Raw genomic sequence first — 26,241 nt, 5'->3', positions numbered from 1 at the left:
ATCTCTCGAAGAGCGGCTAATGGCTAATGGCGTTCCCAGGCAGTCGCCTGGGAACGAGGCGAAATCAGTAAAAATTCTATATTAGCAAGCGAGCAAGCGAGCAAGCGAGCAATTAGCAACGCCGAAGTTTATAACTAGCAACTTGCGTTATGTAACAGGCACAAAGCCATTATTTTGTAGCACTTTGACACCGGCGGGACTAAAAATGAAGTCAATAAATCTCTGGGTAGCGGCTGAAGGAACTTTATCCCAGACTAGACCCATCTGACGCACCATCGGATAGACACCGTTGATGAAGTTCTCAACTGTTGGTGCTACTCCATTCAAGCTCAGGCGATTGACCGGAAGTTGGTTGATCGAGGAATATGCTAGAGAAAATGCACCTATTGAATAGGGAGTATCTTGTAAAGTCTGAATTAGTTCGCCTTCTTTATTTAAAATAATAGCTTTCGATGTAGTTTTTTCCTGACTCAAATAGTATTGTCGCAGCAACTTTTTGGCAGATTCATCTTCTGGTCTATCCAACACCAGGATCGTTGCATCCGGGCCGCCCAACTCTTTCCAATTGGCGATCTCACCTCTGTAAATTGCTCTCAAATCTTTGCTCGTCAGGTTAGTCACTCCTTGCACGCTGCTGTGAGTCGCAACGGTGAGCAAGTCTTTTGCCAGTTCGCGATATTGGATTTTACCGTTGTCTTCTTCAGGTTTAAGCCGATGAGTTATGCCAGCAATATCAACAATACGATTTTGCACTGCTGCGATCGCCCCCTCGGATTGACTGAGCGATACAAACTCAATCTTGACGGTTTTATTGTTAGCTTGATAAGCCTCTGCCAATAGCTTCAAAACCGTTGCCGTTGAAGTTGAAGACGCAATTTTTACGATCTGTTGCGTTTGGGCATCCGTCTGGCTGGCAATTTGACTTGTCTGGTTCCCATCCCTCGGGCTAACCGGGGTGCAACTAGACAGCCCCAGGATTAAAATTCCTACACTAGCGACAAAAATAGCTTTCATATCCAGGATGTTACTGCTTTACCAAATTTAACCCCACCAGCCCAATTGTGAGCGGTGCAATGTAAAATATCTTGATAAATCCAATACTTTCTTTAAACGGCATTACGCCCAAAACCGAAGTAGCGATCGTGCCAATTCCCGACCAAATGGCATAGGCGATACTGACCTCAATTTCCTTTAGCGAGAACCCAAAAAAACCAAACGCCAGCGGATAGCCAATTACCCAACCAATTAAGTACATCGGTCGGTCAAAGCCATCGGTCAACTTCAAACAAATTACAGGAATTACGCAAATCACCAAAGTTTCTCTGAAAAATCGTCGCCAGAGAACTAGAGATCGTAGCAAGAAACCCGGTTTGTAAGTAGGTACAAGTAAATAAAGTGAAACTAGTTATGCAAGTGTGGGGCGGGCATAATGCCCACCCCACAAGAATTTCAGACTCTTGTGGGGTGGGCGCGCCCGTCTCTTGTTCAATTTAGTTATACTCACCTACTTAAGAGCCAAATCACCAAAGTTTCTCTGAAAAATCTCGCCAGAGAACTAGAGATCGTAGCAAGAAACCCGGTTTCTCAGAGCCAAATCACCAAAGTTTATCTGAAAAATCGTCGCCAGAGAACTAGAGATCGTAGCAAGAAACTTTGGTGATAGGAGCCAAATCACCAAAGTTTCTATGACTTTAGAACAAAGGTGATAAGCTCGTCGTGCGTAAGTCCTGAGGACTTAGGCGCAAGTTCCCGGTTTCTCCGAAAAAAGATGTCGAAAGCAGGCAGATTATGCAGCGAGATCAAGTACTAGCCATTCTCACCAAACACCAAGAAGCAATCAAAAACTATGGAACGCAAGTTGCTAGTTATAAACTTTGGCGTTGCCAGCTGGCTAATTGCTAATTGCTAATATAGGATTTTTACCCACATTAGCCATTAGCCATTAGCCATTCGCTTCTATTCATGAGATAACTAGCAACTTGAGTTATGGAGTCAAATCCCTTGCTATCTTTGGCTCAGTAGCGCGAGATGAAGCCAAACCAGACAGCGACGTAGATATATTAGTCGAATTCGAGGGAACAGTTACTTTTGACCGCTATATAAACTTAAAATTTTACCTCGAAGACCAACTGGAAACGCGAGTAGACTTAGTAAGCCATAAAATGCTCAAACCCCAAATTCGCCAAAATGTAGAACAGGAGGCGCTCCTTGTCGCGTAGTCTTCGCCTTTACTTAGAAGACATCCTCACCAGTGGTGCTAAAGTAATCCGCTACACCCAAGGCATGAGTTTTGAGGAATTCATCGCCGATGAACGTACCTTTGATGCAGTGGTACGCAACTTACAAATTATTGGCGAAGCTGTCAAAAACAACCCACGACGATCCTATCACCTTTGTTTCTTGGTACGATCTCTAGTTGCCAAACCGACGATTTTTCAGAGAAACTTTGGTGTTTGCGTAACTCAAATTCTAGCTCGCTACACAGAAGTTGAATGGCGTAAAATAGCTGGCTGACGCGACATCTTAGCTCACGCTTACTTTAGCCTCGAAAACGAAACACTGTAGGATATCCTACAGAATAAAGTGCCACTCCTACTAGAACAAGTGCAACGCATCCTACAAACAGAATTTGGTGACGGATAGCGATCTCACCCTCTCTCCCCCCTCTTTGCTTCCCGCCCTAACCTGCACCAAAGCCGCAGAAAGCGTCTATCGCGTCTATGCCCTATCGCTCTTGCGCATCCGCGCCGCTGCGCGAACGCGAATGCGGTTCAATATCATAAAATACTCTATACTGCCAAAAAGCGTTCCTCACTCGCATCAACACCGGGCAGTATTTTGTTCTCTCGACGATCTTACCCATGAAGTCTTACCGAGCTGCCGCGATCCAAATGACCAGCGTTCCTGACCTAGAAAAAAACCTAGTGCAGGCAGAAGAACTGATAGAATTAGCCGTGCGCCAGGGTGCGGAATTAGTAAGCTTACCCGAAAACTTTTCCTTTCTGGGGGAAGAACAAGAGAAAATAGCCCAAGCAGAAGCGATCGCCCTCCATAGCGAAAAATTCCTCAAAACGATGGCGCAACGCTTCCAAGTCACCATCTTAGGCGGCGGCTTCCCAGTTCCCTGCGACGAGGGTAAAGTTTATAACACCGCCCTACTCATCGACCCCAGCGGTATCGAACTCGCCCGCTACCAAAAAGTACACCTATTCGACGTAAACTTACCCGACGGTAACACCTATCGAGAATCCAGCACCGTCATGGCGGGGACTCACCTGCCCCAAGTTTGTCCCTGCAAAGAACTCGGTAACTTGGGACTCTCCGTCTGCTACGATGTCCGCTTCCCCGAACTTTACCGCTACCTATCCCAAATGGGAGCCGAAGTATTATTTGTTCCCGCTGCCTTCACTGCTTATACTGGCAAAGACCACTGGCAAGTTTTGCTACAAGCAAGAGCGATTGAAAACACCTGCTACGTCATCGCACCTGCTCAAACAGGGCGTCATTACGCTACCCGCCAGTCTCACGGACACGCGATGATAGTTGATCCTTGGGGAGTAATTTTAGCCGATGCCGGGGATAAACCTGGGGTAGCGATCGCAGAAATCAACCCCACTCGCCTAGAACAAGTCCGCCGTCAAATGCCCTCCCTGCAACACCGCGTCTTTTTTTGACCCAGAAGACGCTTCGGAGGACAAAGGAGAAGGGGAGACGCTCCTGACGCGGAGACGGGTCGAGTTCTGCGGCAACATTCCCCGCGTCAGGAGCGTCACCGCGTCCCCTTGTCCCCGCGTCCTCTTCAAACTCGTACCAATCGTTGCAGTAGGTAGCACAGTTAAAGCGACCTTAGCCTTTCCTTAATACCATTCTTAAAGCTGCCTTAGCTTCCCCTTAACGACTTAACCATAAGGTGTACTCGTCACCTGAATCGAGTACAAATACGGTTCTCGATTCAGTCGAGTATGTTATCGGGAACACATCTGATGTCGCTGCTCCGCAAACTGCTCTTAAATGCCAAAGTTAGACTGCCTCGCCATAATGATTTGGCTTTAGCGATTGCCCCCAGTCTAACAATCGGATTTTTTCTATATTTAGCTTGGATTCAATCTCACAATTCCCCTCGGAATCCCCAAATTGTTTCTGGCAAAAAACACTTTTCCAATCCGCCTGAGCAAACTTTCAAATTAAAGCAAAAAGATGCTAAGTTCATCGCTTTAGTCGCTGAGAAAATAGCAGACACGGTTCCCCTATCCCTCAAACAATCAAAGCAATCACCTTGTTCAAGTCCAAAACGTCAATCTCCCTTTGGTCAAATCGCTAGCGCGGTAAACGGTTCAGTACTGGTAGCGCAAAAGGTGGCGGGTGTAGAAGACGAAAAGAAGCGTTTAATGCTGAAGCTAGTATCTTTGATGGCTTCCTACTCAAATATTAGCCCTTGGCCTACTATCAACGAACAAGCCAAACTGGCAAAAGTTCCCGTTGTTATGTATCACGATATTTTGCCCAAGAAAGAAGTATTCTTTGATGTCACACCCAAACAACTAGAACAACATTTTCAACTAATACAAAAAGCTGGTATGACTCCGATTAGTTTTGACCAGCTTGTTGTTCACTTACGCACGGGAAAGCCACTGCCAGCCAAGCCAATTTTGTTGACGTTTGATGATGGCTATGGCGGTCACTACGAATATGTTTATCCACTAATGAAAAAGTACAATTATCCAGCTACTTTTTCAATTTATACTTCCAAAGTAGGCATCAATACAGGTAGAACCCACGTCAGTTGGAAGCAGTTGCAGCGGATGGCGGCTGATCCTTTGGTAACAATTGCATCTCATAGCGTGACTCATCCAGACGATTTGAGGCAGCTATCCGATGACAAGCTGAAAATGGAAGTCGTCGAGTCCAAGCGAATTTTAGAAAGTAAATTGGGCATTCCTATCCGTTATTTTACTTATCCAGTAGGCAAGTACGATGGACGAGTAGCAAATGCAGTGAAAAAAGCTGGATATGTAGCAGCACTAACGATGAGCGATCGCGATGAACGCTATGCTGGAGAGTCAGAGAGTTTGCTAGCAATCGCGCGTTTTGGGCAGTCAAAGTTGGCGGCTGCAATTAATCAACCAGAAGGCAACCCCATCTTGCAAGCTTGGGGAGGCCCTCCACTCGCGAGTGCGGCTCAAAGTTTTGATTTTACCGCTCCCGTGCAACAAAAGAATATTACCATCGACGATATCTCGCTGACTTTAATTTCTGGCGGTAGACCGATCACCGTACATGGGACAAAACGCGATCGCTTGCCAAAAATTATTAAAGGAACCTCAGCCATAGCTGCCGTTGATGGCGGTTTTTTCTCGCTCAAAGATGAAACGTCCAATGTCATGATTGGACCAGTATTCAGCCAAAATACTAAAAAATTTATCCCAGGAAACGACTATGACAACAGTAAAATCGCAGGACGACCGCTAGTTCTAATTAGCCCAGAAGCTGTAAAATACATTCCTTACAACCCCAAAAATCACAATAGTTTGAAGGGAATACAGGCAGTAATGCCAAAAGTAACCGATGCCTTTGTAGCAGCAGCTTGGTTAGTTAAAAACGGTCAACCCCAGCCATATAAAAGTTTTGGTAATTTATATGGTTTTGATGCCAAACGTCATCGCGCCTTTTGGGGAATTGATCGCAGCGGACAACCAAAAATCGGTATATCTCAAGAAAGAGTTGATTCAGTTTCCTTGGCAGTAGCACTCTCCAAAGCTGGCTACCGAGAAGCAGTCATGGTTGACTCTGGTGCTAGCACTTCCCTAACTTACCAAGGTAAACTATTGGTGAAGGATTTCGTTCCTCGTCCTGTCCCCCATGCGGTTGCTTTATTAGCACCTAGATCCAAGATTGAATCTCTCTGTGTAGCAGCATCCCCTTGAAACCCAGATTCCGCACCCTCAACTGTCACAATCGGTTTGGCTTTGTTTTTCTCAACCAACAAAGCTATAAATTATACTTTTATTGCGGATAATAACTGATAAAGAACGGCTTAAAGGCATAATTTATAACTTGAAAAATAGAGTTTTCTGGGTAATTATGCTGTGTGACACTCCAGGGTGCGGAATGTGGGGTAAGGGGTTGACCGATTGTTGTCATATCATGTCCGCGAGAGATCAGTTGTGTATAGTTGATTGTGCGAAAAAGCGTTTTTTCTCCCCCAGCTCCCCCATCCCCTTTGCTCTCCAAACGCAACCGATGCAACCGGACACGATATCACCCCCTCAGGGGGCGATCGAAGCGGATTCGGTATGATGCAGAGACAGCCTTATTTTGGCACAGACCAAGAGCGAAGTTGACCTAAAGTAACCGGAATTCTGTCGCTCACATCCACTGTAAACCGATAAACCTTCTTAGCTCTGCGACTATTTTCTGGATCGAAAAACTTTAATATCATATCCCAACAATCGCTATTAAGCCGACAAAACTTGCTTTTTTCCACTTCAATACCATCAAGTTGCATACCTGTAGAAACTACTGCGGCAAAGCTAGAAGCAGCTTGGAAAGTGTTAGTAACAGAAAAGTTCAACGCCCGATCTCTAGAAGTATTTCCTAAATTTTGAAACTCAAAATAAACTTTATTTAGGAAGCTATTGAGAGATTTTCGCAGCGCAATTTCATCGGCTTGCGGTATTTGGGAAGCCACACTTTGCAAAGCAGCTTCGACTAAATTATTGATTTTCCAAGCGTACATTCCCCGCGTGTTGACGATCGTAATTACCGGAAGTTCTTGCCCAGAAAATAGCTGCACGGTTTTATCCGCAGTTTTGGCAGGAATGCTGACTCGTTCGACAAAATTATCGCTGTCTTCCGGTTCAATTTGTCCCGCTAACATCACGATCAATATTTCGTAGATATCAGCAGAAAATCCTTGTCTGGGTTCTAAGGCATAAACGGGAGTAAGTTCTTGATTGAGCGTCCAAATTAAGGCTTTCGCTTCGCTGGGATTTTGTGATAGATAATTTACCATTTGACGGACATCATAAGGATTAGCAGGAATCGTGGTGCCGTCAATTTCGACTGCTGGCATTAGTTGTTTGAAAGTGTCCCGTCTAGCTTCGCTGCCAAAGTCGTAACCTATGGTTCCCAAGGCGTAGACGAGTTTGGAGGCGGCGCTGGGGGTGATGCCTTCGGTGGGTTCACTAACAGTCATCAAGCTTGGATGAGGCATAGCTGTTGCTGCTGTATTTGATGACAATTCATTGAGAGTTGTTGCGGAAGCAGCCACATTTGAATTCAGAATTTTTTGGGATTCAGTGACAAATATCGATTCTGTTTTTTCTAGGTTTTGAATCTTTTTAAATTCTGCTAAAAGAACTCCGGCTGTGGCTGGTCTTTTTTCTGGATCTAGTGAAATTGTAGTTTCAATTATTTTTTTTGCAGCGAGAGGAGCATCAAGTTTTTCCAGTGCCTCCAAAACATATTCATAATTAGATAATTCAACATTCGTCAAACAATTTAGCACTAGAATGCCAAATCCAAACACATCTCTAGTATAGCTGTATAAACCTGCATCCGGTTCGGGGGGAACATATATACCTCGTCCTGGTTTCATCAAACTTATACAAGTCATACTATCGGGGTCACTATTATTTTTACTGTCAATTTTTTTGGATATATTAAAGTCAGCAAGCTTGATATTACCAATATTGTCGAGAAGAATATTGGTGGGATGAATGTCACGATGAATATAATGGTGACGATGACAAAATTCCAAACCTTCGAGGATAGGCAAAGCAATATTTAGGTAGAAGTAGTGCCAGTCTGTATCAGGGTGAGCTTGCAGATAATCGGCTAAATTCCACTTCATCAACTCAAGCACTAAGAACTCATCACCCGTCTGTTCATCAACACCACTATCAAGCATTTTGATAATTCTAGGGTGCTTTAACTCTGTCAGCGCTTCCCTCTCGCGCTTAGCTGATTCAGTTGATAATTCTTTTTCAAATGATTCGTTTAACAAGGTTTTATCTTCCAATGCTTGGAAAAAATTTGGGAAATCTGAATTATATTTAAATACCTTGAAAGCAACTTTTGTGGCTGGGTTGCCTACATCAATTGCTTCGTAGATATGAGTAATTCCTGTTCCTATTAGTTGTGAATTTAAAATATATCGTCCATTGATTATGGGCGTAATTACAGAGTTGATTTTGGCGCTGAATGAGCTATCGATCGGTGAATCTGCAACTGATAATGAACGCAGCTTTTCCCCAGTAATTAATTCGTAAGCACCAGGAATATTTAATTTCCCTCTTAAACAGCGTTCCGGTTCTTCTACTTCTTCTGGGTCGCAAGGAATGGCACTATTTAAAAGAGCTTGACGCACCGCTTCGGCGTTGGGTTTTTCCCCTCGTTGCAGTTGCACGCTCATCAGCAGCGCAGAGATACCTGTAATGACGGGAGCTGCTAAACTGGTTCCTTCTTGACGTGCTGGTTCGTCGGTTCCGGGTTGCGCGGCGATGACGTTTTCACCGGGAGCTAGAATACCCTGTTGCTGGTACTGTCCGCCCCAATTGCTATAGTTGGCAGGCTGTCCGTTGTCTTTCATCATACCGACTGCCAGGACGTTGGGCAAAATCGCAGGAGCGCAAAACCATTCGCCTTTGTTATTGCCGCTAGGAGCCACAATCAGGATGTTATTATCCTGGCACTGTTTGACTGCTTTTTGAATCATTTCGTGGGCAAACCCGGTTTGGTTGGGATGACAAGCAGCACAGTGAATAATATTTACTCCTAGTTTCAATGCCAGATTAAACGCATGGGCAATATTGAGGGGAGATAGTGCTTCATCGCTGGTTGCGGTTTCAAATAGGGGGATGTTGATGGCAGTACAATAGGGGGCAATTCCTTCTACTGGAGATCCAGGTTGTCCAAACATCGTGCCAAAGATACCAGTGGCGTGAAAGATGCCGCCTAGACGATCTTGCACTGGTTGGGGAATTGAATCTTTTAGCGCATTGATTTCTGCTTCTAACTGCGCGATCGCATCCTCCAATCCCTCAATTGTGTCAAAGCTAGCAGGTTTTTCTAGATTGAGGTTTGGTTGCGGTTTTGAGACTTTTAACTGACGATATTGCTCCTGTAATGCTGCATCCGTATCTTCCAGTACGGTATTGAAGATTCTGGTAATGGAACGAGGAGAGTAGTGAGAGGCTGATAGAATAGATGGCGCGATCGCATTTAAAACTTGACTTGCCTCAATATCTGAAGTTGCGTTAGCATCTTGACTCTCATTTTTCCTTTGCTTGAGTGTCTTTTTTAACGCTTTCTTGCGATCGCTTAATTTGTTAATTTTGACTTCTTGTTGAATGTAAAACGGATCGATCGGCTCCAAATCTTGTTGCCAGTATCCCTTAACCCTACTGATATTACCACCTTGGAAGCAAGCCCGATCGAGATCCGCAGGCCCATCCAGAACCGCTATTTTGATGCGCGAATCGCCGCGTGTGAGAGCTTGTAGCTCAGCAAAACCAGGAATCTCAATTAGGTCAGGCATAATCGGTAAAAGGTAAAAAACACTAATCGGGGCTTATTCTCTTATTCTCTATATGTAGGGTGCGTTAGCGATAGCGTAACGCACCAGCAAAGCTATGGTATCGCTGCATAAATCCTGTTGATTTATACCAAATCCGCCTTAAAAACCCCTTTATTTTTATAGACCGCGCAGGCGGTCTTTGTTTGTGTAGGCGCGACTTCAGTCGTTAGCCATAAAGGGGGTAATCGAAGCGGATTTGGTATTACTCCTGACGCGAACCCAAAGCAAACTCTCCCACAGAAGATTCTTCATACTCATTGAGATTGGCAACTTGGCAAAACTCTTCCGAGTTACCTGCACCGATCGCAGTGGGCGCTAATTGCATTGCCGTAGCAACTAAATAGAAGGTTTGATACAGCACTCCAATATGTTTCAAAATTAAACCATAACCAATGTCATGGTATTTCCAGAACAATCGCCCAAACCTAGCTGTAATTATCAAAAGCACTTGGGGAACGTCTTGCTGTCCCGTTGCTTTCCAAGCATCAAAAACTAGAGTTTCCACATCAGGATTCCAGTCAGAAATTTGGTGCAAGCTGTGAGATAAAGGTTGATAGTGATAGAGTCCTGAATCTAAACCCGTGCATTGATTAATAATTGGATAAATCTCTAATTCATATAAAGCTCCACCGCTAGGATAAGGACGTTTGGTAGCTTCGCCAATGCCCATTATATCTGGTTCGATAGTGTAAACTTCTTTGACTCTGGCACAGCGATAGAGAAACTCTGCTAACTGGGATATAGCGATCGGACGATCGCCATATTCTCGGATTGACTGGCGAGATTCGATCGCTTGAGTCAAGGAAACATCTGTTTTTGCTAATCTTACCAAATCGGGTTTGTCTAAGGGAATTACGCGATCGCTCATCGGTGACTTGACAATGGGGTAGCGATCGCGTTCCTCAAAAATCGGTATTGTTGATTTGCTTGAACTATCCAATTTTTTACGAGTTTGGCGATGAAATAACAGATTATGAAATTTCCACTGAGAAATTGTTGAATCTTCAGGTTCAATTACAATCATCTCAGTCGCTATCAACAATGCTAATAGTTTCTGAATCGATTCTGCATCAAGTCCTGTATCAACAAACGTATCAATTGTCAAGTTTGAATTTGATTGTGCTAGTTTGGCAATTAAGCCAGCCACTCGCCAATCTAACAGCACAATTTTAGATTTTGACAGGGGAGACTCTAGAAAGAATTGTCGATCGTCCTGATGCAAAAAGGCAAACCGCGACAGTGCGAATGGTGGTTGTAGAGACGTTTCATGAAACGTCTCTACTACCACCATATCTGGTAGATTAAATTGATAATTTTCCGCAATGGGAATCGCAGTTGCTAGCGGTAAAACCGAGTGGCAAATCCAACCGAGTTTTATCAATTTGTGTAACTCGGTTTCAAACATTGCCCCATCATCAATGCCATCCAATTCGGCAACAACAGCAATCAATTGAGGCAGCGTCAGTGCAGAATGTTTGAGGTGTTCTAGAGCGGTTTTTAACCCTGGCTTAGGATGATCCAGGGTGAGGGAATGTTGGGGCGATCGCAACAAAATTTGCTCTGGTTCGATCGAGAGCGCGATGTTGGTTCTAAAGGATAATGTAAAAAAATCGTTCATCTTTCTTTATTGGCTTTTACATCCTCAATCTCAAACAAATTTAGATAGCCCGGAAATCAATTTCAAAGGCTTTTAGCTCAAGTCCACTAAAGTGGACTGAAAGCCCCCGATCGTAGGCATTTAGTCCTCTTTAGAGGACTTCCGCTATTAGCCAGGGACTTGAGTCCCTGGCGGGTGTTGGGACTAATGCAAGATGTAAGTAATAGTGTAAATCCTGCCTGCTGTAACATCTGTTTCAATTCTCTAATTTTTTTCGGCATTTCTCCCCTCAGCTCAAAACACCATCGGCATCGGGTTCATTTGGTCTTCAGTTAACGGTGCACAAAGCCAACCCAGTTTCACAGGTACATCATACAACCGTCCGGCTCCAAACCGCGACCAAAAGTGACGTAAACCAGGTACGATCGCTTTCACCACAGGTAAACCAATATCCGGTCGAGTTTGGTTCAATACCAGCATTTCCAATCCTGCTTGTTTGACAGTTTCGACACAAATCCGCACATCCTCTTTAATATCATCGCTCCACTGCTGCGGATAATCGCTGTATTGTTTGAGAGGCAACGTTCGATCGGGTGCAAGATATGGTTGATTGGCGATCGCTGCGTGAGTAAACCAATAGTTTAATGCCGACTCTGCATCTGTTTCGGGATAGTTTTCTGGCAGGTGACAACCGATTTGATTCACTTCGGTGACAGCGCGGAGGATGGCAATTTTCGGATCGAAATGTGCGCCATATCCAGCAATGATATATTCCTTTTCGCCACCGATGTACCGAGAGACGGCAGCAAAGGCGGGAATGTTTAAGTCGGCGGTTAAATCTAAAACCCACAATTCCCGTTGCTGACTTTGATACCACTGTTGTAAATCCAGCAGGTAAGGTTCGTTAAAGCTGGCTAAATCTACTCCGGGACGGGGAATCCGATTGTACCACCAGAGGGCAACGCTATCGCGTTCCACCAGTTCCAGAAAACCTTGCAGAATCGCATCTTCGATCGTACCTCCAGCAGCATTTCCATTAGAATCGGCAAAACAGAAACGATGCTCTTTGGGAAGTTTGTAGTTGTAATAGCAAAAGGCTGTGGGAAGATATTTGTGGGTTTGTTCGGTGAGCGACCAAACGGGAGTCCAGTCAATTGTTTGCGTTTCATCGAAAGGTTTGGGAATCCAATCATGATCGACGATCGCTTTTTGATTCAACTCTTCTCGATTTTGATATTGGCGATCGCTAAACAGCAAACATCGGTAAGGATGAATCCCTCGCTCTCCCAATTCGGCAAATGTAGCGCTAATTTTCGGTTCGTCACCTTGATAAATTCCACAATAGCGTTCAACGGCTTCACAAAATCCGCTTGCTTGGGACTGGCGATCGCTTTTCCCTTTACCGCCGCTTTTGTGTCGCAGCGATTTCCGCAGCTTATTCAAGTTAGAAGAAGAACCAAACGCATGAACGGCGCTATAAGTATGGATCAAAGGATTATTGGGATCGGATGCCCTGGTTAGACTGGTGACGACTCCGGTAATCGGACTGATTAAATGTTCGTAGCGTTGCAGAATCTGATCTGGCGTAAAAGCACGATGTCCGCCATCCTGAGTAAATAGCTTTTTCCGACTGGTAAGGGCAAGGGGTTGATTGAGTTGCTGACTAATTAAATCGGGATTACCACAAGCAGAACATTGAGGACGCTGGGAAAGCGTGTGAGTTTTCTGACTGAAATTGAGCTGATCCAGGGTGACGATCTTTCCGGCTAATGTGGGAATATTCGATTCCGGTACGTACTGTTTTACCAACCATTTAGCAATTTCTGTAGTTATTAATCCGATCGCCGCCTGTTGCGTCGAAGGCAATCCCGCAAACGCAGTCGGTAAACACCCCTGTTCCTGTCCCTGCTGCTGCAATACTGAGGTTTCCACTTCCCGATTGCCGCGTAACCGTTGCACCAGACATTCCCAGCATCCTGTTTCACCGGCATGGAAAATCGGCCCCAGCCACAGCATACCACCGCTCGGTTTCACCAGTAACCAAGGTTGTTGGGCTTGCACCATTTTCTGATTAATTTGGCTCAATTCCGGTTGGAGATAATCATCCGTCATCACCACCAATAGACCTCTCCAGAAACTCTTGTGGGGTAGGCATCCTGCCTGCCTTTGAGATTCTTTGTTGGAGAGGTCTAATAGGGAACTATCTCCCCCCATCTCCCCATCTCCCCATCTCCCCATCTCCCCTCTGAGTCCGATCGCCTGTAACGACTCAATTAAAGGTTGGGGGTCAACAGTTCCAATCGCACTCACCAACACCTGAGTTTGCGGTAAGCGCTGACTCACTACTTGCGGTTCTACATTGAGTAAACTCCAAAATGCTGCGGCTTCGCGGGTCAGGTTGTGTGCGGCATCCGTGAGGTAGCCTTTGGCATGGAGGCGATCGAGGACGCAGTAAATATGGTCGGGTGGCACTTGCCCATCAAGCTTCCCAATCACCTCTTCTAGGGTATTTTCACCATTGAGTAGGGGCAAAATCTGGCAGTAGAGTCCCCCTGTCAGGGCATGGGTGGCATATTCACTAAGTAAATAGACCGTTTTTGGTTCAATGATTTCGACGCGAAAATGAGGTTTAATTTGGGGATTTTTCATTGTTACATCTAATCTATATTTATTTGATTGAACTCAGATCTTGCACCAGTCTCACAGCCCGCCAGGGATTCAAATCCCTGGCTAATAGCTAAAGTCCACTCAAGTGGACTAAATATTAATCTTCCAGTCCATTTCAATGGACTTTCGCTAAAAGCCTTTGAACTTGATTAATCTTCCAGTCCATTTCAATGGACTTTCGCTATTAGCCCGGAAATTTATTTCCGGGCGGGCTTGGGCAACACAGGAATTGATTCTCTATCATTACTGCGATGTGCTTTAACCGGATGCAGAAGCGCACGGGACACTTCTGGGAGAAGCGATATTTTTGTGAGGGCTTTCCCGCTTCAGATCGAGAACGGGCGCTCAACACCTTGCGCTACATTCACGGCAACCCCAAAGCTGCAAAAATGCGTTCTGGTTTCTTCTACGAGTTCAGCAACTATGGCAGTTACGACCAGCTTACCAATGATGGCTTAACTCAATGGCATCCAGCTTTTTTGCAATTGGGTAACAGCCTGGAAGACTGCGCCCGGAAATATCGCGGATTTTGTCACCGCTACAACCCGAAAAGTAAGCCAGCTAGAAAGTGCCACTGGGGAAATAAATTCCTAGCTGGCTTCAACCTCAAAGGAGGCAAAGGGAGGAAAGAAGAAGAAGGAACTACCCCTCCTTCTTCTGCCCCTACTCTGTCATCTTCCCATCGGTGCCAGGTATCCGAAACCCCCGAAGTACGGGCAGTTGCCGAGCGATTCATACTGGCGAATCAGGCTCCTAGAAAGGAGAAAAGACATGTTTGAGAAAATTTTGAGACGCAGGTAGAGCGGGAACCTATTCCGCGTCTTCTCCGTCATATGAACAGAGCGGTCCCGCCCAGTTGCATGGCGAACTTGCTAGTACTGATGCACTATCGCTGAGAGCTTCTTCGTCCAGTTCTGCCAGTTCACTGGGCAGTTGTCCAGTAGTGATGCGGTTGACGGGTTGTGCTTGTTGGGGCATCAATTTTTTGTTGTCCATGATGAGATTTTCCTTTTTTAGATAAATTGATTGGTGTCCCGTGATCGAGGCGGCCCTCAGTCGGTGGGTCTGACCGCTTCTGTGTGAGAGAAGACTGTTTGACGAGGCGACGGCTTTTGGGATGTAGGAAAAAGCTATTTGTCACCTAGACGATCCATTAAACAAGAAATGCAATTCGCCAAAGGAAGTTAAGAAAACTTCATTCTTTCTCCACTCCCCCATCGATGTGCCGTGCCTGTTGGTAGTACTGATGCACTTCCACCCCAGGAGAGAGCTTCTTCTGACAGTTCTGCCAGTTCACTGGGCAGTTGTCCAGTGGTAATGCGGTTAACGGGTTGTGCTTGTTGGGGCATCAATTTTTTGTTGTCCATGATGGGATTTCTCCTTTTGGGTTGCCGAAGATGCCTGGAGGTATGTAGGGAAAAGCGCTTTTTAATTGCTCAAAACAGGATTTGGGTTAATTATTGACTCAACCTGCCTGCTTGTCAAGACCGATAAAAGTAAAGTTTGTTAACTATTTAGCAGGCTGTTTTCAGGTAGGAAAATAATCGATCGCTACACAAAGACAAAAAATTTTAACTTTTGTAAAAAAGTGGTACAGCGATCGCCACTCATAGTAATATCAGTAACTTAGATTGCCCAAGCATTTTTTAAATAAATGCCCAACCTCAAACAAATCCCAGGAATAGAAAAACTATGGGCAAAAACTCAAGGCGAATCCACCATTTGCATCGCTGTCCTTGATGGAGTTGTTGACCAAAATCACCCTTGTTTTGCAGATGCAAACTTAACGCGACTGCCTACCCTAGTTGCCGGAGAAGCTAGTGCCGATGGTTCTATGTCCTTACACGGCACCCACGTTACCAGCATTATTTTTGGTCAACCCGGTTCTCCCGTGCGGGGAATCGCGCCAAAATGTCGCGGTTTAATAGTTCCCGTCTTTGCCGATGAGCGACTAAAGCTATCGCAACTAGACTTATCCCGCGCGATCGAACAAGCCATCAATGCTGGAGCTAACATCATTAATATCAGTGGCGGACAACTCACAGACTGGGGCGAAGCTGAAGGCTGGTTAGAGAAAGCCGTGCAACTGTGCAATGAAAACAATGTTTTAATTGTTGCTGCTGCTGGAAACGATGGTTGCGAATGCTTGCACGTACCCGCTGCTCTACCAACTGTACTAGCAGTAGGCGCAATGGACGAACGGGGAAAACCCATTGACTTTAGCAACTGGGGAGAACTTTATCAAAACCAAGGCATCCTCGCTCCGGGAGAAAATATTTTAGGAGCGCAACCTGGAGGTGGTACAATCCAACTCAGCGGCACCAGCTTTGCCACTCCAATTGTCACCGGAGTAGCCGCCTTACTTCTGAGTTTGCAACTCCAACAGGGAGAAAAACCCGACCCCCAAAAAGTTAGGAAAGCTTTGCTGGAAACTGCCCTACCCTGTTCTCCAACCGAAAGTGAAGATACCCGTCGCTGTTTAGTTGGCAAATTAAATATTCCTGGCGCTTTGCAATATCTGATAGGAGAAACCGTGTCAGAAGAATTAGAATCCGTTGCTGCCTCTGGTTGTGGCTGTGGTGGCACCCAAGTCACTGTCCCAACCGATATCCCAGCCCCAGAACTTGCCGTCGAACCGGCTGAAGTGGTAGCATCTGCACCAACACCAACACCTATAACTACCTTTAACCCACCCTCATTTACTAATTCCTCTACCCCCAAACAGAATGCCATGTCAAATCGCGATTCCCATTACATTACTGCCAGCCAAGCCCCCAGCGAACTTGCCAATGCTAACTTAGTTTATACTTTGGGAACTCTCGGTTATGACTTCGGCTCAGAAGCAAGACGCGACTCTTTCAAGCAACTAATGCCAGGAATCACCATTGACAATACTACAATTCCTGCCAATCCCTACGATGCGCGGCAGATGGTGGATTATTTAGGCGAAAATCTTTCCGAAGCCAAAGCTTTAATTTGGACGTTAAATATAGAATTAACTCCGATTTATGCCATTGAACCCGTAGGCGGTTTTGCCAGAGATAGTTATGCAGTCTTGCAACAACTACTCTCAGGACAAATCCAACCAGAAAATGATGACAATTATGTAGAACGAGTCAGCATCCCTGGCATTTTATCAGGCCGCAGCGTCAAGCTATTTTCTGGGCAAGTCGTCCCGGTCGTCGAAGTTTCTAATATTCGCGGACTTTACGGCTGGAAAGTTAATAACCTGGTAAATGCAGCGATTCAAACTGTACAAGCAACAGCCACAGACGCCCAAGAAGAAGCGATTCGCCGTACCCTCAGCAGTTTCTTGAATCGGATTTATTACGATTTGCGGAACTTAGGCACAACCTCTCAAGATAGAGCCTTAAACTTTGCCGCGACGAATGCTTTCCAAGCTGCAACCACCTTTGCTACTGCTGTCGCTGAAGGCATGGAATTAGATAGCATTACAGTCGAAAAAAGTCCCTTCTGCCGCATGGATAGCGATTGTTGGGATGTGAAACTGAAATTCTTCGACCCTGAAAATAGCCGCCGCGCCAAAAAGGTATTCCGCTTTACCATAGATGTCAGCGACTTGATTCCCGTTACCTTGGGCGAAGTACGTTCTTGGTCTAGTCCTTATTAATAGGTTCAAGTAGTTCAAGTAGGTTGGGTTAAACTCAGATCTTGCACCAGTATTAACAACGAGGCGGAGCCTCGATATCTCGTTCCCAGGCTGAGCCTGGGAACGAGGGTCTGGAGGCTCTGCCTCCCGATTATTGAGAATGGTGCCAGATCTCAGGTTAAACAAAGTGAAACCCAACCAAAGCCAAGAAAAAGTGTTTGAGTTAGAGAGGAAAAAATGAGATTACCAAAACAGTCTCCACCAGTAAAAAGACCTGATATTATCTATCCTCATCGTTCCGTTGATGTGATTCACGGTAGAGAGGAAGATTTGGTAAGTATTCGCATGGATTTATTGCACGGTGCAAATTATAACGATCCAGCCGCATTTGCCTACAGAAGTTATCAACAACTTAAATCTTCCTGTGGTAGTTGGTATTGTTCGATGAGTAGATTTTGAGCTAATCAATTTTCAGTGGCAATGATATGACACAGAGAATCCCATCGTTGCAGTCAGTCCTAGCGTTTGACCGCTCGCCGATTCCAGCATTAATTAGCATCCCGAAAATGATTTACAGCGGATTTCAGTCGGATGAGGTACACCTTGGTTTGTGTAGCGGCAGCATTAATGCTGCCGCTACACAAAAGGCGCGAAAACGCTGTACCTCACAAGGGCTGCAAGCCGCTGTATCGATAGGGATGTACAAAGATAATAACGAAACCTATCGGTTGACAATTTCATGTTGAATTAGGAGTGGAACAAATTATGACTAAAAAACAAGACAAAACTTCCCCACAATCGAGCGAAACAGAAGCAAACAAAGCACCTCTCTCTGAAAAACCAGCAGAAACAATTAAAGTTTCTAGTTTGTCAACTGGACTTGAAGATTACGGTTTTTGGTGCGAGCAAGTGAAGAAAGAGCGTGCTGCCAGAACTGAGCCAGATCCACCATTTCGTCGGGGTCGGATTTGGACTTAGGGTTAGCTTTGAGCGGGGAAACTCGCAAGCAAGGTTTCGGATGGGAGGGAGAGGCTAGTAATAACCTCTCTCGACCCTACCGGGTGGCTTTAGGAGTGATGTTGTCGGTGGTGGCTACCAGTACCATAGATATATCTCACTGACTACTGGATGTCCACTTGCGTCGCCCTTTCCTGGAATGAACCCCTACCTCGAGAATCCAGAACTATGGTCAGCGGTGCATAACCGTTTAATTGTAGCGATCGCAGATGACTTGGTCGATCGTCTCAGCGAGAAATATCGATTCGAAATAGAAAAGCGGACTTACTTCAGCAGCGATACAGAAAGCGTTTTAGTTGGCATTTCCGATGTCGCAGTACTAACTGGCAGAACGGCAGAACCCACCTCATCCATTGTGACTCTGTCATTGTCAGTTCAACCTCAAAAGGTGACAGTTCCAATTGCAGAAGAAGCGAACGAACGGTATCTCGAAATTCGAGAAGTTGCCACAGGTATTGTCGTTACGACAATCGAACTTTTGTCTCCCAAAAATAAGCGTTCCGGTGAAGGGCGCATAGCCTACGAACGCAAGCGAAATCAAGTTTTAACCACTACTACTCATCTAGTTGAAATCGATCTGCTGGGGGGTGGAAAACCCTTTCCCATCAAAAGTGAAAACTTGGGCGATTATCGCATTTTAATTTGTCGGGGCGAATCTCCTTCGGAGACGCTTCGCGAACGCCGACCCACCGGAGAATTGTATGCCTTCAGTTTGCGGCAACCAATCCCACCCGTGCCGATTCCCCTCTCTGTGGGTGAGGTGGAACCAATTTTAGATTTACAGCCCTTGCTCAACCGCGTTTACGAAAAAGGGCGGTATCATTTAGCAATCGATTATACCCAGCCACCACAACCACCACTTTCCGAAGCCGATAGTCATATCGTGTCCGGTTGCATCGGTTGCGTTTGGAGAGCAAAGGGGATGGGGGAGCAAAGGGGATGGGGGAGAAAAAACGCTTTTTCGCACAATCAACTATACACAACTGATCTCTCGCGGACATGATATCAGTGGGCAGAAACATTGCTGAGAACGCCAGATGCATAATCAAGTTTCAATTGTGCATCTTGTCCGCCATCTACAGCGGCTTGCAGCCCTTGTGAGGTACAGCGTTATCGCTTCGTTTGTGTAGCGGCACCCTTAAGGGTGCCGCTACACAAACGAAGGTGTACCTCACTCAGCAAGCAATCCGCTATATTGTTTTATCGCTACAATTCCAACAAAAATGGGCAGCTAAAAAGCCACCCATTTTAAAACTAAACCAGCCAGAAAAACTGGCTAATTGATTGCGAATTAAACACCAACAGCTTTCTTAACTTGCTGAGCCAATTCGCCCTTGGCATACTTAACAGCATAATCTTCCAGAGAAATCTGCTTGATTTTGCTAGCATTGCCAGCGGTGCCAAATTGCTGATAGCGGTCAGCACAAACCTTCTGCATGTACTTGATCGAAGGCTTGAGGAAGTGACGGGGGTCAAATTCCTTGGGATTTTTAGCCAGCGCTTCCCGTACCGCAGCGGTGATAGCCAAACGGTTGTCGGTGTCGATATTGATCTTGCGAACACCAGACTTGATGCCTTTTTGAATTTCTTCAACAGGTACACCGTAGGTTTCAGGAATTGCACCGCCGTACTGGTTAATTAAAGCGAGCAAATCTTCTGGCACCGAAGAGGAACCATGCATTACCAAGTGGGTATTGGGCAAGCGATCGTGAATTTCTTGAATCCGGCTGATTGCCAAGATTTCCCCGGTGGGTTTGCGGGTAAACTTGTAAGCGCCGTGGCTGGTGCCAATTGCTACAGCCAGAGCATCTACTTGAGTTTGTTCTACGAAGTCAACAGCTTGGTCGGGGTCGGTCAGCAGTTGGTCGTGAGACAGTGCGCCTTCAAAGCCGTGTCCATCTTCTGCTTCACCCATGCCGGTTTCCAGAGAACCCAAACAACCGAGTTCGCCTTCTACGCTAGCACCGATGGCGTGGGCAACTTTTACCACTTCGCTGGTGACGCGAACGTTGTACTCGTAACTAGCAGGAGTCTTGGCATCGGCTTCTAAGGAGCCGTCCATCATGACGCTGGTGAAGTTATTCTTCAGCGCCGTATAGCAGGTAGCGGGTTCGTTGCCGTGATCTTGGTGCATCACGATGGGGATGTGGGGGTAGGTTTCCACAGCAGCCAAGATCAAGTGGCGGAGGAAATTTTCTCCTGCATAGGAGCGAGCGCCACGAGAAGCTTGCAGAATCACGGGGCTATCTGTCTCATGGGCAGCCTTCATGATCGCTTGGATCTGCTCCATGTTGTTGACGTTGTATGCTGGGATGCCATATCCGTTCTCAGCCGCGTGATCCAGCAGCAGCCGCATGGGTACAAGCGCCATATAACGATCCTCCTGAAGACTTTTTGTCAGCTAGTTTTTTTGGGCGGTGATCAAATCTTACGACAATCTTAAGATAAATTACCGAAGCATAAGCAAAAATATCCATTAATTTACATATCAGGTTTACCCGTAGGGTATATAAGCTTTATTTATTTTCCCGCTGCCAAGACGGCCTGCAAGCCTTCGGCTAGAGCAATCCCAGAGTTAGAGGCTGCTATCCTGGAGCGTCAAACTATGGAGAAGATAGTTACAATATATGATGTCATGTCCTGATTGCAGAGGTTGCAAATATGGAACGAGAAGCTGTAACTATCCGCATACCTGCCGACTTGCTAGAGCAAGCAAGGCAGTTGCGAGAGGGCAGCGAGTCTTTTAACGAGATGGTTGTAGAAGCGATCGCCCGTGAGGTGCGACGAAGGCGAAGTCTAAGAGCGCATCAGCGCATAGTGGCTCGTAGTGCCGAAGTAGAAGCCGCAACAGGTATTCAATCAAGTTCAGTGGACTTGATTCGTCAGCTGCGAGCAGGTGAGGGACGGCGTGACTAAGTGTATCGACACCAGTGTTTGGATTCCTTATCTTGTACCTGAGACACTGCAACCCCAAGCCAGAAACTTGATCCTTCCCTTACTGACATCGAATGTGCGTTTGGTTGCACCAGCATTTGCATGGGCTGAAGTTGGCTCAGTGTTGCGAAAAAAAGTGAGGTTGGGAGCAATTACCCCAGCGCAGGCGAGAGGATTTTATGATGACTTCTGCCAAATGCCTGTTGACTACCTTGATAGCGACATTATCCGCGCAAAAACTTATGAAATTGCCGAACAGTTTTCCCTAGCAACTCTCTATGATGCTGCTTTTCTAGCAGTCGCCGAGCTAGAATCTGCCGAATTCTGGACAGCAGACCAATCTTTGCTCAATACGCTTACACCATGTCCAGTCTATGTCCAAAAACTGGAACCATAAATTTGGTTTCTACGTTGAAATACATTTTCGCTCTGTAATCCAAAGCTCTGCTGTACATTTGAGGAAAACTTTCTGGGAAAGGTCGGTTATATTTTTTCAGGACTTACGCAAAGAAACCGGGTTTGTCTACGCAGAAACAAAGGTGATAAGATCCAATCATCTCTCCTTCGTACTTGCGAAAAGTGAATGCCTTCCCTCTTACTCTGCACCTATATCGATCGTCAGTATACTGGTAGAGGTAGAGCAGAACTATCTACTACAAAAAGTCACGGCTTACAATCTTCGCATTCCCACTCCACAGTTAAAAAACCAGTATTATCATTATACTTTTCACCTTGCCCATCGTTAGCCTCATTAATCGTGAACCAAACTGATTCGACCGCGTCTAATGTTAATGCTTTTTCAGCTCCCACGTATTGATAAGAACCGTTCTGACGACGAACTATCAAAGATTCCTCTGCAACACCAGGCAACTTGTAACCTTTAGCTTCTGTATAATTGGTATCTCCCTCGGCACCGTACTTTTTTTTGACTCCAGGGTTATATGACCAAGTACCCTTAGCAAAGAAACGATACGTCTTGGTAGAAGATTGGTTATTGGTAAAGCGTGTGCCTTTTGGACTCGTAGGATAAACCTTGAACGGATTCGGATTCTCTAACTTCGGCGTTGGTGTTGGGGTATCTGGTGTTGTTGATGTTGGACTTGGTTTGGAACTTTGGGGAAATAGTGCTTGTTGAGCTGAAATAATACCTGTAATAATCGCTGCAATACCTACACCTCCGCCTAAAGCTGTAATAATACCGGGCAAGCTTTTCCAGAAGTTACCTTGCTGTTTGTTGTCGCTCCCATCTTGCTGTTTGTTGTCACTCATACATTAAACCGTGATTTCTTAATTAAGAAAGTTGGTAGCCTAAATATGTAATGATATGCAGGTAGTGATAAACAGGTAATGTCCTGCTGAACTGCGATGAAGTTTGCCAACCGTCTCCACCTAGAGCGGAATGCGACACTCTGAGGCATGGGGCATGGCCAATGCCTTATTGTGATTAATTGTAAATATTAGACCGCTCGCTCAACAACTGAAAAGCAGAAAAAGTTGGAAAAAGTTGGATCTTTCTCCAATTCGGATAGATAATTGGGAGGCGAGGCAGAAAAGTGGGAAAAAGTGGGAAAAAGTTGGGTATAGTAACCATAGCTATCCCATTTGCCCACCTATGGACATTCCTCAGATATTGCAATTTGTTGATGAAGCTGTCTACGCCAGCACAGGCAAGCATCTCAATGACTTACAACGGAGGATTATCGCGGGAATACTGAAGGGTCAAAAGTATGCTGATGTTTCAGAAACTTATGGTTATAGCACCCAGCACGTTAAAAAAGTCAGTCACGAACTTTTGCAAATGTTATCTGATATTTTTGGCGAACAAGTTAAGAAAAGTAATCTGGAATCTGTATTATAACGGCAAATAAATGTAAATATAACTTTTGGTATTAAACACACTCGTCATCAAAACATTATAGGTATTGGTTCCATCAACAGTTGCCCTGATACCTCCACTCCTACTCCAGAAAAAAGTGAGCCTGTAAATACTGATTCCCAGCAGCAGAGCCAGAATCAAATTAAGATTAAAACAATTGATAAATTACGGAAGTTTGGCTTAAGCGATGAGCAAATTGCAGAGGCGTTAGAGATTCCTTTGGATGTACTTGACCTTTAAATCTTCGAGAGTTTCATCAAAATCATCAGCCATCCAGATTTTACCTTTCCAAATTCCAAGCCCGCCTCGCTTGGCAGCTTTTTCCGTTTTAGGAACCTCCTCCCTGTATCGGTTTACAAGAAATTCTGTATAGTCAAGAACTGCCTGTTTGACAGATTCAGGCAATTTTTCAACATTTTTCAATATAACAGTTTCTCTAGTCATTTTTTACTCTCCTTTAAATTTTAGACAAACCAGATAAAAGTATGAGTATCCAATAGCAATCTATTGATTCCATATATTGTCTCATATCGAATCCGTTTACATCTGAATCATTAGTAGGGGCACGGCAAGAGAGGAACTTTCTGCTGGCGACAAAGCTTACTGCCGCCGTGCCCCTACTGCTGTAATTCCGATGCAACCCGACATGATATCATATCCTCAAGCGGCTCATCAAAGTCATCTGGCAGTGGCAGAACAAACATTCCTTTCATTGTTCCAGCAACACGACGCTTTTTCGGCGGCTTTTCTTGGGTAGAGTTTTTAGCGTGTTTCTCTATCAAAAACTCAATATAATGAAGCACTTCTGTTTGAAGAGGTTCGGGGAGTTCTTCTAATTTTTCTAAAATGATTGGCTGGATCATTGTTTTTTCTCTTTGGCAGTATTGATAGAAAAGCGAAAATAATTACATTATATAATATCATATTACGATTTACATAAACAACCGAGCGGCTTGCGAATCATTATTGATAGGAATAACCATCGCTCCTATGAATAAATGAACAGTATTTGTAACTAATTCCAGCTACTCGACCTGTAGCCGTTGTGATGTCGAAACTACCTGTTGCCCGACAGAGAACACGACCAACATAAGAACCAACCTTTTTGCCTTTGGTAACAACAGCTTTAACGATGTCGCCAGTTTTAAAACCAAAGTGCTTTTTATTGTTTGAACGATGACGAATCGGAAAGCCAAAGGCATTGGTTCCACACATCTGACGATTACCATATCCTGTTGCCTTGATAGCCAGGGGGTTTGATACCAAAACTTTTAAAGTGTCCGGCGTTGATGCACCTACATTCGCAGCGTCTAACCAATGAGTTTTAGGCAGATTTTGACGACAGCGATTGTATTTTGTTCTACCCCCCGTCCCCGTTTCTACAGGCAGTCCCAGAATTTTTAATTTATTAAAAAGATTCCAACGAGTAGCATTCACCGCTGCTGTATCGGCTAACGGACGCTTGGTTCCTGTGAGAATTGATTTGAGCAAATCAGGTTGATTTTTTAAGAATTGCTCAATTGGTTTGTTGCCTTTTTTTTGGTTGCATTTTGTGCAACTCAAGGTTAGGTTAGACACCCTATTAGACCCCCCTTTTGACTTGGCAATGATATGCTCAATCTCAAGAGGGGTGTTGGTAGCGCTGCAATAAGCACAACGACGATGCCATTTTTCAAGCATATATTCCCTTAACTCATAACCAGTCAGCAACCCTTGTTGATACTCTATTCCAGAGATTTCTGGGTTTTGCATTAACTGGGTATCAAAGCGAACTAATTCAGTTGAAATTGCAGTGATTGGCGACAACCGCGATAGCCGTTTAACCCAAGTCAGAATGTTGCTGACTCGACTCAATAAACTGGGTGGCAACCATCCATCAGAGCGCCGACGATTGTTAAACCGAGCTTGGCGATAACGAGTTTTGCGATTTCTGCGAGAACTTCTTAACTGTCTCCTGGACGTTAAGGCTTCTCGAATCTGAAACCCCCTATGAGTCAGTTCTGCTGCCCACAAAACAACTTCATTTCGCACAATAGCAATGCCAGTTGTTCTTGCTCCGGGGTCAATTTTAATCCTTAGTTCTTGATTGTTTGGCTCTGCCACTTCCTCCTTCAAAATAATCGTGAATGGATACCTTTTAAAGACAGATGCCTTTCCAGAATTAAGCAGTTTCCTTGCTCTAGCTGGATGGGTTGAATTTAAAGGTCTTCTGAAACTGTCTAAGACAAACACAAACATGAGTTTTAATCTCCCTTTCGGGGTAATGTGAACCTCGCCAATGTTTAGAGTCGGTACTTTCCCAAGAACACTTCCTTAACCCTTGTACAGATGTTTAATTCTTGGATTCTAGTGCTACAAACTGGTTCGGGCATTTGTAGGTAGGAATTTTAACTCTTGCTCTAAACGGAGACTTCTTTAGTCTTAGGCTGGTCAGGTTTGGGCTTTATTCAAGCCCCCGGCTTATAGCCGTGGGGTTCCTGACTGTTCGTTACCATAGGAGCGATACCAAACAGAAATCCGATTCTCTGTGAAACTCCACAGTTCTTTCTTCAAACGATAATCTAGTTCTTTTGCCCACTTTCGTCTCAAGAAAGCCTTTATTTCTTCCCTTCCGCTGAAGAATTCGGCACGGTTGCGCCACTGAGAATCTTCGGTGTAAGCTAAGGCTACTCGTTCCGGATCGCGGGTATTCCAAGCATCTTCTGCTGCTTGAACTTTGGCTAGAGCAGTTTCTAGTGTAAAGGGTGGCAGGGGTGGTCTAATTTCCATAGGATTTATTTTTCCTCAATTGAAGAGTTATTGGTACAACCCGCGCCTACAAATTTTGCCCTATCGAGTGACATCCTCCCGACGTTCATCTGAGTACAGATAGAACGCGGGCTTCCTGCTTCGTTGTTACTGCCCTGGTTGGGGCAGAATTTAACGCATTTTTGAGTGAGGCGCTGTCCATCCCCACTGTATTA

26 protein-coding genes and 1 pseudogene are annotated in these 26,241 nt (G+C 45.1%); 14 read left to right on the top strand and 13 right to left on the bottom strand.

Annotated elements, in window-relative coordinates; genetic code table 11:
* Positions 1–147 precede the first annotated feature (147 nt).
* Both MiSe_RS29495 and MiSe_RS29490 read right to left on the bottom strand, forming a co-directional pair.
* Positions 148–1,014 (bottom strand): substrate-binding domain-containing protein, encoded by an 867-nt coding sequence (locus MiSe_RS29495; protein ID WP_226587171.1) that lies wholly within the window; start codon positions 1,012–1,014, stop codon positions 148–150.
* A 10-nt stretch (positions 1,015–1,024) separates the two neighbouring features.
* Complete coding sequence (locus MiSe_RS29490) at positions 1,025–1,312, bottom strand: DMT family transporter (protein ID WP_226587170.1); 288 nt, start codon at positions 1,310–1,312, stop codon at positions 1,025–1,027.
* Positions 1,313–1,429: 117 nt separating this feature from the next.
* Between MiSe_RS29490 and MiSe_RS29485 the strand changes: the two genes are divergently transcribed.
* From MiSe_RS29485 to MiSe_RS29465, 5 genes are all read left to right on the top strand, one after another.
* Positions 1,430–1,660, top strand: a complete 231-nt coding sequence (locus MiSe_RS29485; protein ID WP_226587169.1) for a hypothetical protein — start codon at positions 1,430–1,432, stop codon at positions 1,658–1,660.
* A 298-nt stretch (positions 1,661–1,958) separates the two neighbouring features.
* Complete coding sequence (locus MiSe_RS29480; RefSeq protein ID WP_307731561.1) at positions 1,959–2,219, top strand: nucleotidyltransferase family protein; 261 nt, start codon at positions 1,959–1,961, stop codon at positions 2,217–2,219.
* Positions 2,209–2,514, top strand: coding sequence for a HepT-like ribonuclease domain-containing protein (locus MiSe_RS29475; protein WP_226587167.1), 306 nt, complete (start codon positions 2,209–2,211; stop codon positions 2,512–2,514). Before MiSe_RS29480 ends, MiSe_RS29475 begins: the two co-directional genes overlap by 11 nt.
* A gap of 347 nt (positions 2,515–2,861) precedes the next feature.
* The gene (locus MiSe_RS29470) at positions 2,862–3,674 is read left to right on the top strand and encodes a carbon-nitrogen hydrolase family protein (protein WP_226587166.1); all 813 of its coding nucleotides are present in this window, start codon (positions 2,862–2,864) and stop codon (positions 3,672–3,674) included.
* A 288-nt stretch (positions 3,675–3,962) separates the two neighbouring features.
* Entirely contained in the window at positions 3,963–5,924 is a 1,962-nt protein-coding gene (locus MiSe_RS29465; protein WP_226587165.1) for a polysaccharide deacetylase family protein, read from the top strand.
* Positions 5,925–6,310: 386 nt separating this feature from the next.
* On the opposite strand, the gene MiSe_RS29460 is transcribed toward MiSe_RS29465, so the two are convergent.
* The 3 genes from MiSe_RS29460 to MiSe_RS29450 all read right to left on the bottom strand — a co-directional run bounded on the left by MiSe_RS29460 (position 6,311) and on the right by MiSe_RS29450 (position 13,823).
* Entirely contained in the window at positions 6,311–9,538 is a 3,228-nt protein-coding gene (locus tag MiSe_RS29460; RefSeq protein ID WP_226587164.1) for a PatA/PatG family cyanobactin maturation protease, read from the bottom strand.
* Positions 9,539–9,779: 241 nt separating this feature from the next.
* On the bottom strand, positions 9,780–11,195 hold the full coding sequence (locus tag MiSe_RS29455; protein WP_226587163.1) for a SagB family peptide dehydrogenase: 1,416 nt from the start codon (positions 11,193–11,195) through the stop codon (positions 9,780–9,782).
* Between the two features lie 273 nt (positions 11,196–11,468).
* Entirely contained in the window at positions 11,469–13,823 is a 2,355-nt protein-coding gene (locus MiSe_RS29450; protein ID WP_226587162.1) for a TOMM precursor leader peptide-binding protein, read from the bottom strand.
* 284 nt (positions 13,824–14,107) lie between these two features.
* On the opposite strand from MiSe_RS29450, the gene MiSe_RS29445 reads away from it, so the two are divergent.
* Positions 14,108–14,620 (top strand): transposase, encoded by a 513-nt coding sequence (locus MiSe_RS29445; protein ID WP_226587161.1) that lies wholly within the window; start codon positions 14,108–14,110, stop codon positions 14,618–14,620.
* Positions 14,621–14,651: 31 nt separating this feature from the next.
* Here the strand turns inward: MiSe_RS29445 and MiSe_RS29440 are convergent, their stop codons facing one another.
* A complete protein-coding gene (locus MiSe_RS29440) occupies positions 14,652–14,837 on the bottom strand; it encodes a DUF5837 family cyanobactin class RiPP (protein ID WP_226587160.1) in 186 nt (61 codons plus the stop codon).
* A gap of 188 nt (positions 14,838–15,025) precedes the next feature.
* Positions 15,026–15,208 carry a DUF5837 family cyanobactin class RiPP gene (locus MiSe_RS29435; protein WP_226587159.1) on the bottom strand — a complete coding sequence of 61 codons (183 nt, stop codon included), beginning with the start codon at positions 15,206–15,208 and terminating at the stop codon, positions 15,026–15,028.
* A gap of 287 nt (positions 15,209–15,495) precedes the next feature.
* On the opposite strand from MiSe_RS29435, the gene MiSe_RS29430 reads away from it, so the two are divergent.
* From MiSe_RS29430 to MiSe_RS29410, 5 genes are all read left to right on the top strand, one after another.
* Complete coding sequence (locus MiSe_RS29430; RefSeq protein WP_226587158.1) at positions 15,496–17,472, top strand: S8 family peptidase; 1,977 nt, start codon at positions 15,496–15,498, stop codon at positions 17,470–17,472.
* A 216-nt stretch (positions 17,473–17,688) separates the two neighbouring features.
* The gene (locus tag MiSe_RS29425; protein ID WP_226587157.1) at positions 17,689–17,910 is read left to right on the top strand and encodes a cyanobactin biosynthesis system PatB/AcyB/McaB family protein; all 222 of its coding nucleotides are present in this window, start codon (positions 17,689–17,691) and stop codon (positions 17,908–17,910) included.
* 26 nt (positions 17,911–17,936) lie between these two features.
* Entirely contained in the window at positions 17,937–18,197 is a 261-nt protein-coding gene (locus tag MiSe_RS29420) for a hypothetical protein (protein WP_226587156.1), read from the top strand.
* A 19-nt stretch (positions 18,198–18,216) separates the two neighbouring features.
* Positions 18,217–18,429, top strand: a complete 213-nt coding sequence (locus MiSe_RS29415) for a cyanobactin biosynthesis PatC/TenC/TruC family protein (RefSeq protein ID WP_226587155.1) — start codon at positions 18,217–18,219, stop codon at positions 18,427–18,429.
* Positions 18,430–18,568: 139 nt separating this feature from the next.
* A complete protein-coding gene (locus MiSe_RS29410) occupies positions 18,569–19,471 on the top strand; it encodes a DUF4058 family protein (RefSeq protein WP_226587182.1) in 903 nt (300 codons plus the stop codon).
* A 288-nt stretch (positions 19,472–19,759) separates the two neighbouring features.
* Here MiSe_RS29410 and fba read toward each other — a convergent pair whose 3' ends face one another.
* Complete coding sequence (fba, locus tag MiSe_RS29405) at positions 19,760–20,839, bottom strand: class II fructose-bisphosphate aldolase (protein WP_226587154.1); 1,080 nt, start codon at positions 20,837–20,839, stop codon at positions 19,760–19,762.
* Between the two features lie 290 nt (positions 20,840–21,129).
* On the opposite strand from fba, the gene MiSe_RS29400 reads away from it, so the two are divergent.
* Positions 21,130–21,384: a YlcI/YnfO family protein gene (locus MiSe_RS29400; RefSeq protein WP_226587153.1), complete on the top strand. Its 255-nt coding sequence runs from the start codon at positions 21,130–21,132 to the stop codon at positions 21,382–21,384.
* A complete protein-coding gene (locus MiSe_RS29395) occupies positions 21,377–21,799 on the top strand; it encodes a type II toxin-antitoxin system VapC family toxin (RefSeq protein WP_226587152.1) in 423 nt (140 codons plus the stop codon). Before MiSe_RS29400 ends, MiSe_RS29395 begins: the two co-directional genes overlap by 8 nt.
* Before the next feature lie 266 nt (positions 21,800–22,065).
* On the opposite strand, the gene MiSe_RS29390 is transcribed toward MiSe_RS29395, so the two are convergent.
* The gene (locus MiSe_RS29390; RefSeq protein ID WP_226587151.1) at positions 22,066–22,671 is read right to left on the bottom strand and encodes a hypothetical protein; all 606 of its coding nucleotides are present in this window, start codon (positions 22,669–22,671) and stop codon (positions 22,066–22,068) included.
* A 235-nt stretch (positions 22,672–22,906) separates the two neighbouring features.
* Between MiSe_RS29390 and MiSe_RS29385 the strand changes: the two genes are divergently transcribed.
* Positions 22,907–23,260, top strand: a complete 354-nt coding sequence (locus tag MiSe_RS29385; RefSeq protein ID WP_226587150.1) for a helix-turn-helix domain-containing protein — start codon at positions 22,907–22,909, stop codon at positions 23,258–23,260.
* Between the two features lie 225 nt (positions 23,261–23,485).
* On the opposite strand, the gene vapB (MiSe_RS29380) is transcribed toward MiSe_RS29385, so the two are convergent.
* The 4 genes and pseudogenes from vapB (MiSe_RS29380) to MiSe_RS29365 form a co-directional block, all read right to left on the bottom strand.
* Complete coding sequence (gene vapB, locus MiSe_RS29380; protein ID WP_226587149.1) at positions 23,486–23,722, bottom strand: type II toxin-antitoxin system VapB family antitoxin; 237 nt, start codon at positions 23,720–23,722, stop codon at positions 23,486–23,488.
* 173 nt (positions 23,723–23,895) lie between these two features.
* The gene (vapB, locus tag MiSe_RS29375) at positions 23,896–24,141 is read right to left on the bottom strand and encodes a type II toxin-antitoxin system VapB family antitoxin (protein WP_226587148.1); all 246 of its coding nucleotides are present in this window, start codon (positions 24,139–24,141) and stop codon (positions 23,896–23,898) included.
* 100 nt (positions 24,142–24,241) lie between these two features.
* Positions 24,242–25,516, bottom strand: coding sequence for an RNA-guided endonuclease IscB (iscB, locus tag MiSe_RS29370; RefSeq protein ID WP_226587147.1), 1,275 nt, complete (start codon positions 25,514–25,516; stop codon positions 24,242–24,244).
* A gap of 243 nt (positions 25,517–25,759) precedes the next feature.
* Positions 25,760–26,047 (bottom strand): annotated as a pseudogene (locus MiSe_RS29365) (DUF1348 family protein); the annotation flags it as partial.
* Positions 26,048–26,241 lie beyond the last annotated feature (194 nt).

It is taken from the genome of Microseira wollei NIES-4236 (assembly GCF_020521235.1).
Lineage (GTDB): Bacteria > Cyanobacteriota > Cyanobacteriia > Cyanobacteriales > Aerosakkonemataceae > Microseira > Microseira wollei.
The sequence above is the reverse complement of the archived record's forward strand: the minus strand, read 5'-3'. Positions and strand labels throughout refer to the sequence as shown.

Coding starts and splice junctions, on each gene's coding strand:
- MiSe_RS29495 (WP_226587171.1), bottom strand. CDS start 1,014: ATGAAAGCTATTTTTGTCGCTAGTGTAGGAATTTTAATCCTGGGGCTG.
- MiSe_RS29485 (WP_226587169.1), top strand. CDS start 1,430: ATGCCCACCCCACAAGAATTTCAGACTCTTGTGGGGTGGGCGCGCCCG.
- MiSe_RS29470 (WP_226587166.1), top strand. CDS start 2,862: ATGAAGTCTTACCGAGCTGCCGCGATCCAAATGACCAGCGTTCCTGAC.
- MiSe_RS29465 (WP_226587165.1), top strand. CDS start 3,963: ATGTTATCGGGAACACATCTGATGTCGCTGCTCCGCAAACTGCTCTTA.
- MiSe_RS29460 (WP_226587164.1), bottom strand. CDS start 9,538: ATGCCTGACCTAATTGAGATTCCTGGTTTTGCTGAGCTACAAGCTCTC.
- MiSe_RS29455 (WP_226587163.1), bottom strand. CDS start 11,195: ATGAACGATTTTTTTACATTATCCTTTAGAACCAACATCGCGCTCTCG.
- MiSe_RS29450 (WP_226587162.1), bottom strand. CDS start 13,823: ATGAAAAATCCCCAAATTAAACCTCATTTTCGCGTCGAAATCATTGAA.
- MiSe_RS29445 (WP_226587161.1), top strand. CDS start 14,108: ATGCAGAAGCGCACGGGACACTTCTGGGAGAAGCGATATTTTTGTGAG.
- MiSe_RS29440 (WP_226587160.1), bottom strand. CDS start 14,837: ATGGACAACAAAAAATTGATGCCCCAACAAGCACAACCCGTCAACCGC.
- MiSe_RS29435 (WP_226587159.1), bottom strand. CDS start 15,208: ATGGACAACAAAAAATTGATGCCCCAACAAGCACAACCCGTTAACCGC.
- MiSe_RS29430 (WP_226587158.1), top strand. CDS start 15,496: ATGCCCAACCTCAAACAAATCCCAGGAATAGAAAAACTATGGGCAAAA.
- MiSe_RS29425 (WP_226587157.1), top strand. CDS start 17,689: ATGAGATTACCAAAACAGTCTCCACCAGTAAAAAGACCTGATATTATC.
- MiSe_RS29420 (WP_226587156.1), top strand. CDS start 17,937: ATGACACAGAGAATCCCATCGTTGCAGTCAGTCCTAGCGTTTGACCGC.
- MiSe_RS29415 (WP_226587155.1), top strand. CDS start 18,217: ATGACTAAAAAACAAGACAAAACTTCCCCACAATCGAGCGAAACAGAA.
- fba (WP_226587154.1), bottom strand. CDS start 20,839: ATGGCGCTTGTACCCATGCGGCTGCTGCTGGATCACGCGGCTGAGAAC.
- MiSe_RS29400 (WP_226587153.1), top strand. CDS start 21,130: ATGGAACGAGAAGCTGTAACTATCCGCATACCTGCCGACTTGCTAGAG.
- MiSe_RS29390 (WP_226587151.1), bottom strand. CDS start 22,671: ATGAGTGACAACAAACAGCAAGATGGGAGCGACAACAAACAGCAAGGT.
- vapB (WP_226587149.1), bottom strand. CDS start 23,722: ATGACTAGAGAAACTGTTATATTGAAAAATGTTGAAAAATTGCCTGAA.
- vapB (WP_226587148.1), bottom strand. CDS start 24,141: ATGATCCAGCCAATCATTTTAGAAAAATTAGAAGAACTCCCCGAACCT.
- iscB (WP_226587147.1), bottom strand. CDS start 25,516: ATGTTTGTGTTTGTCTTAGACAGTTTCAGAAGACCTTTAAATTCAACC.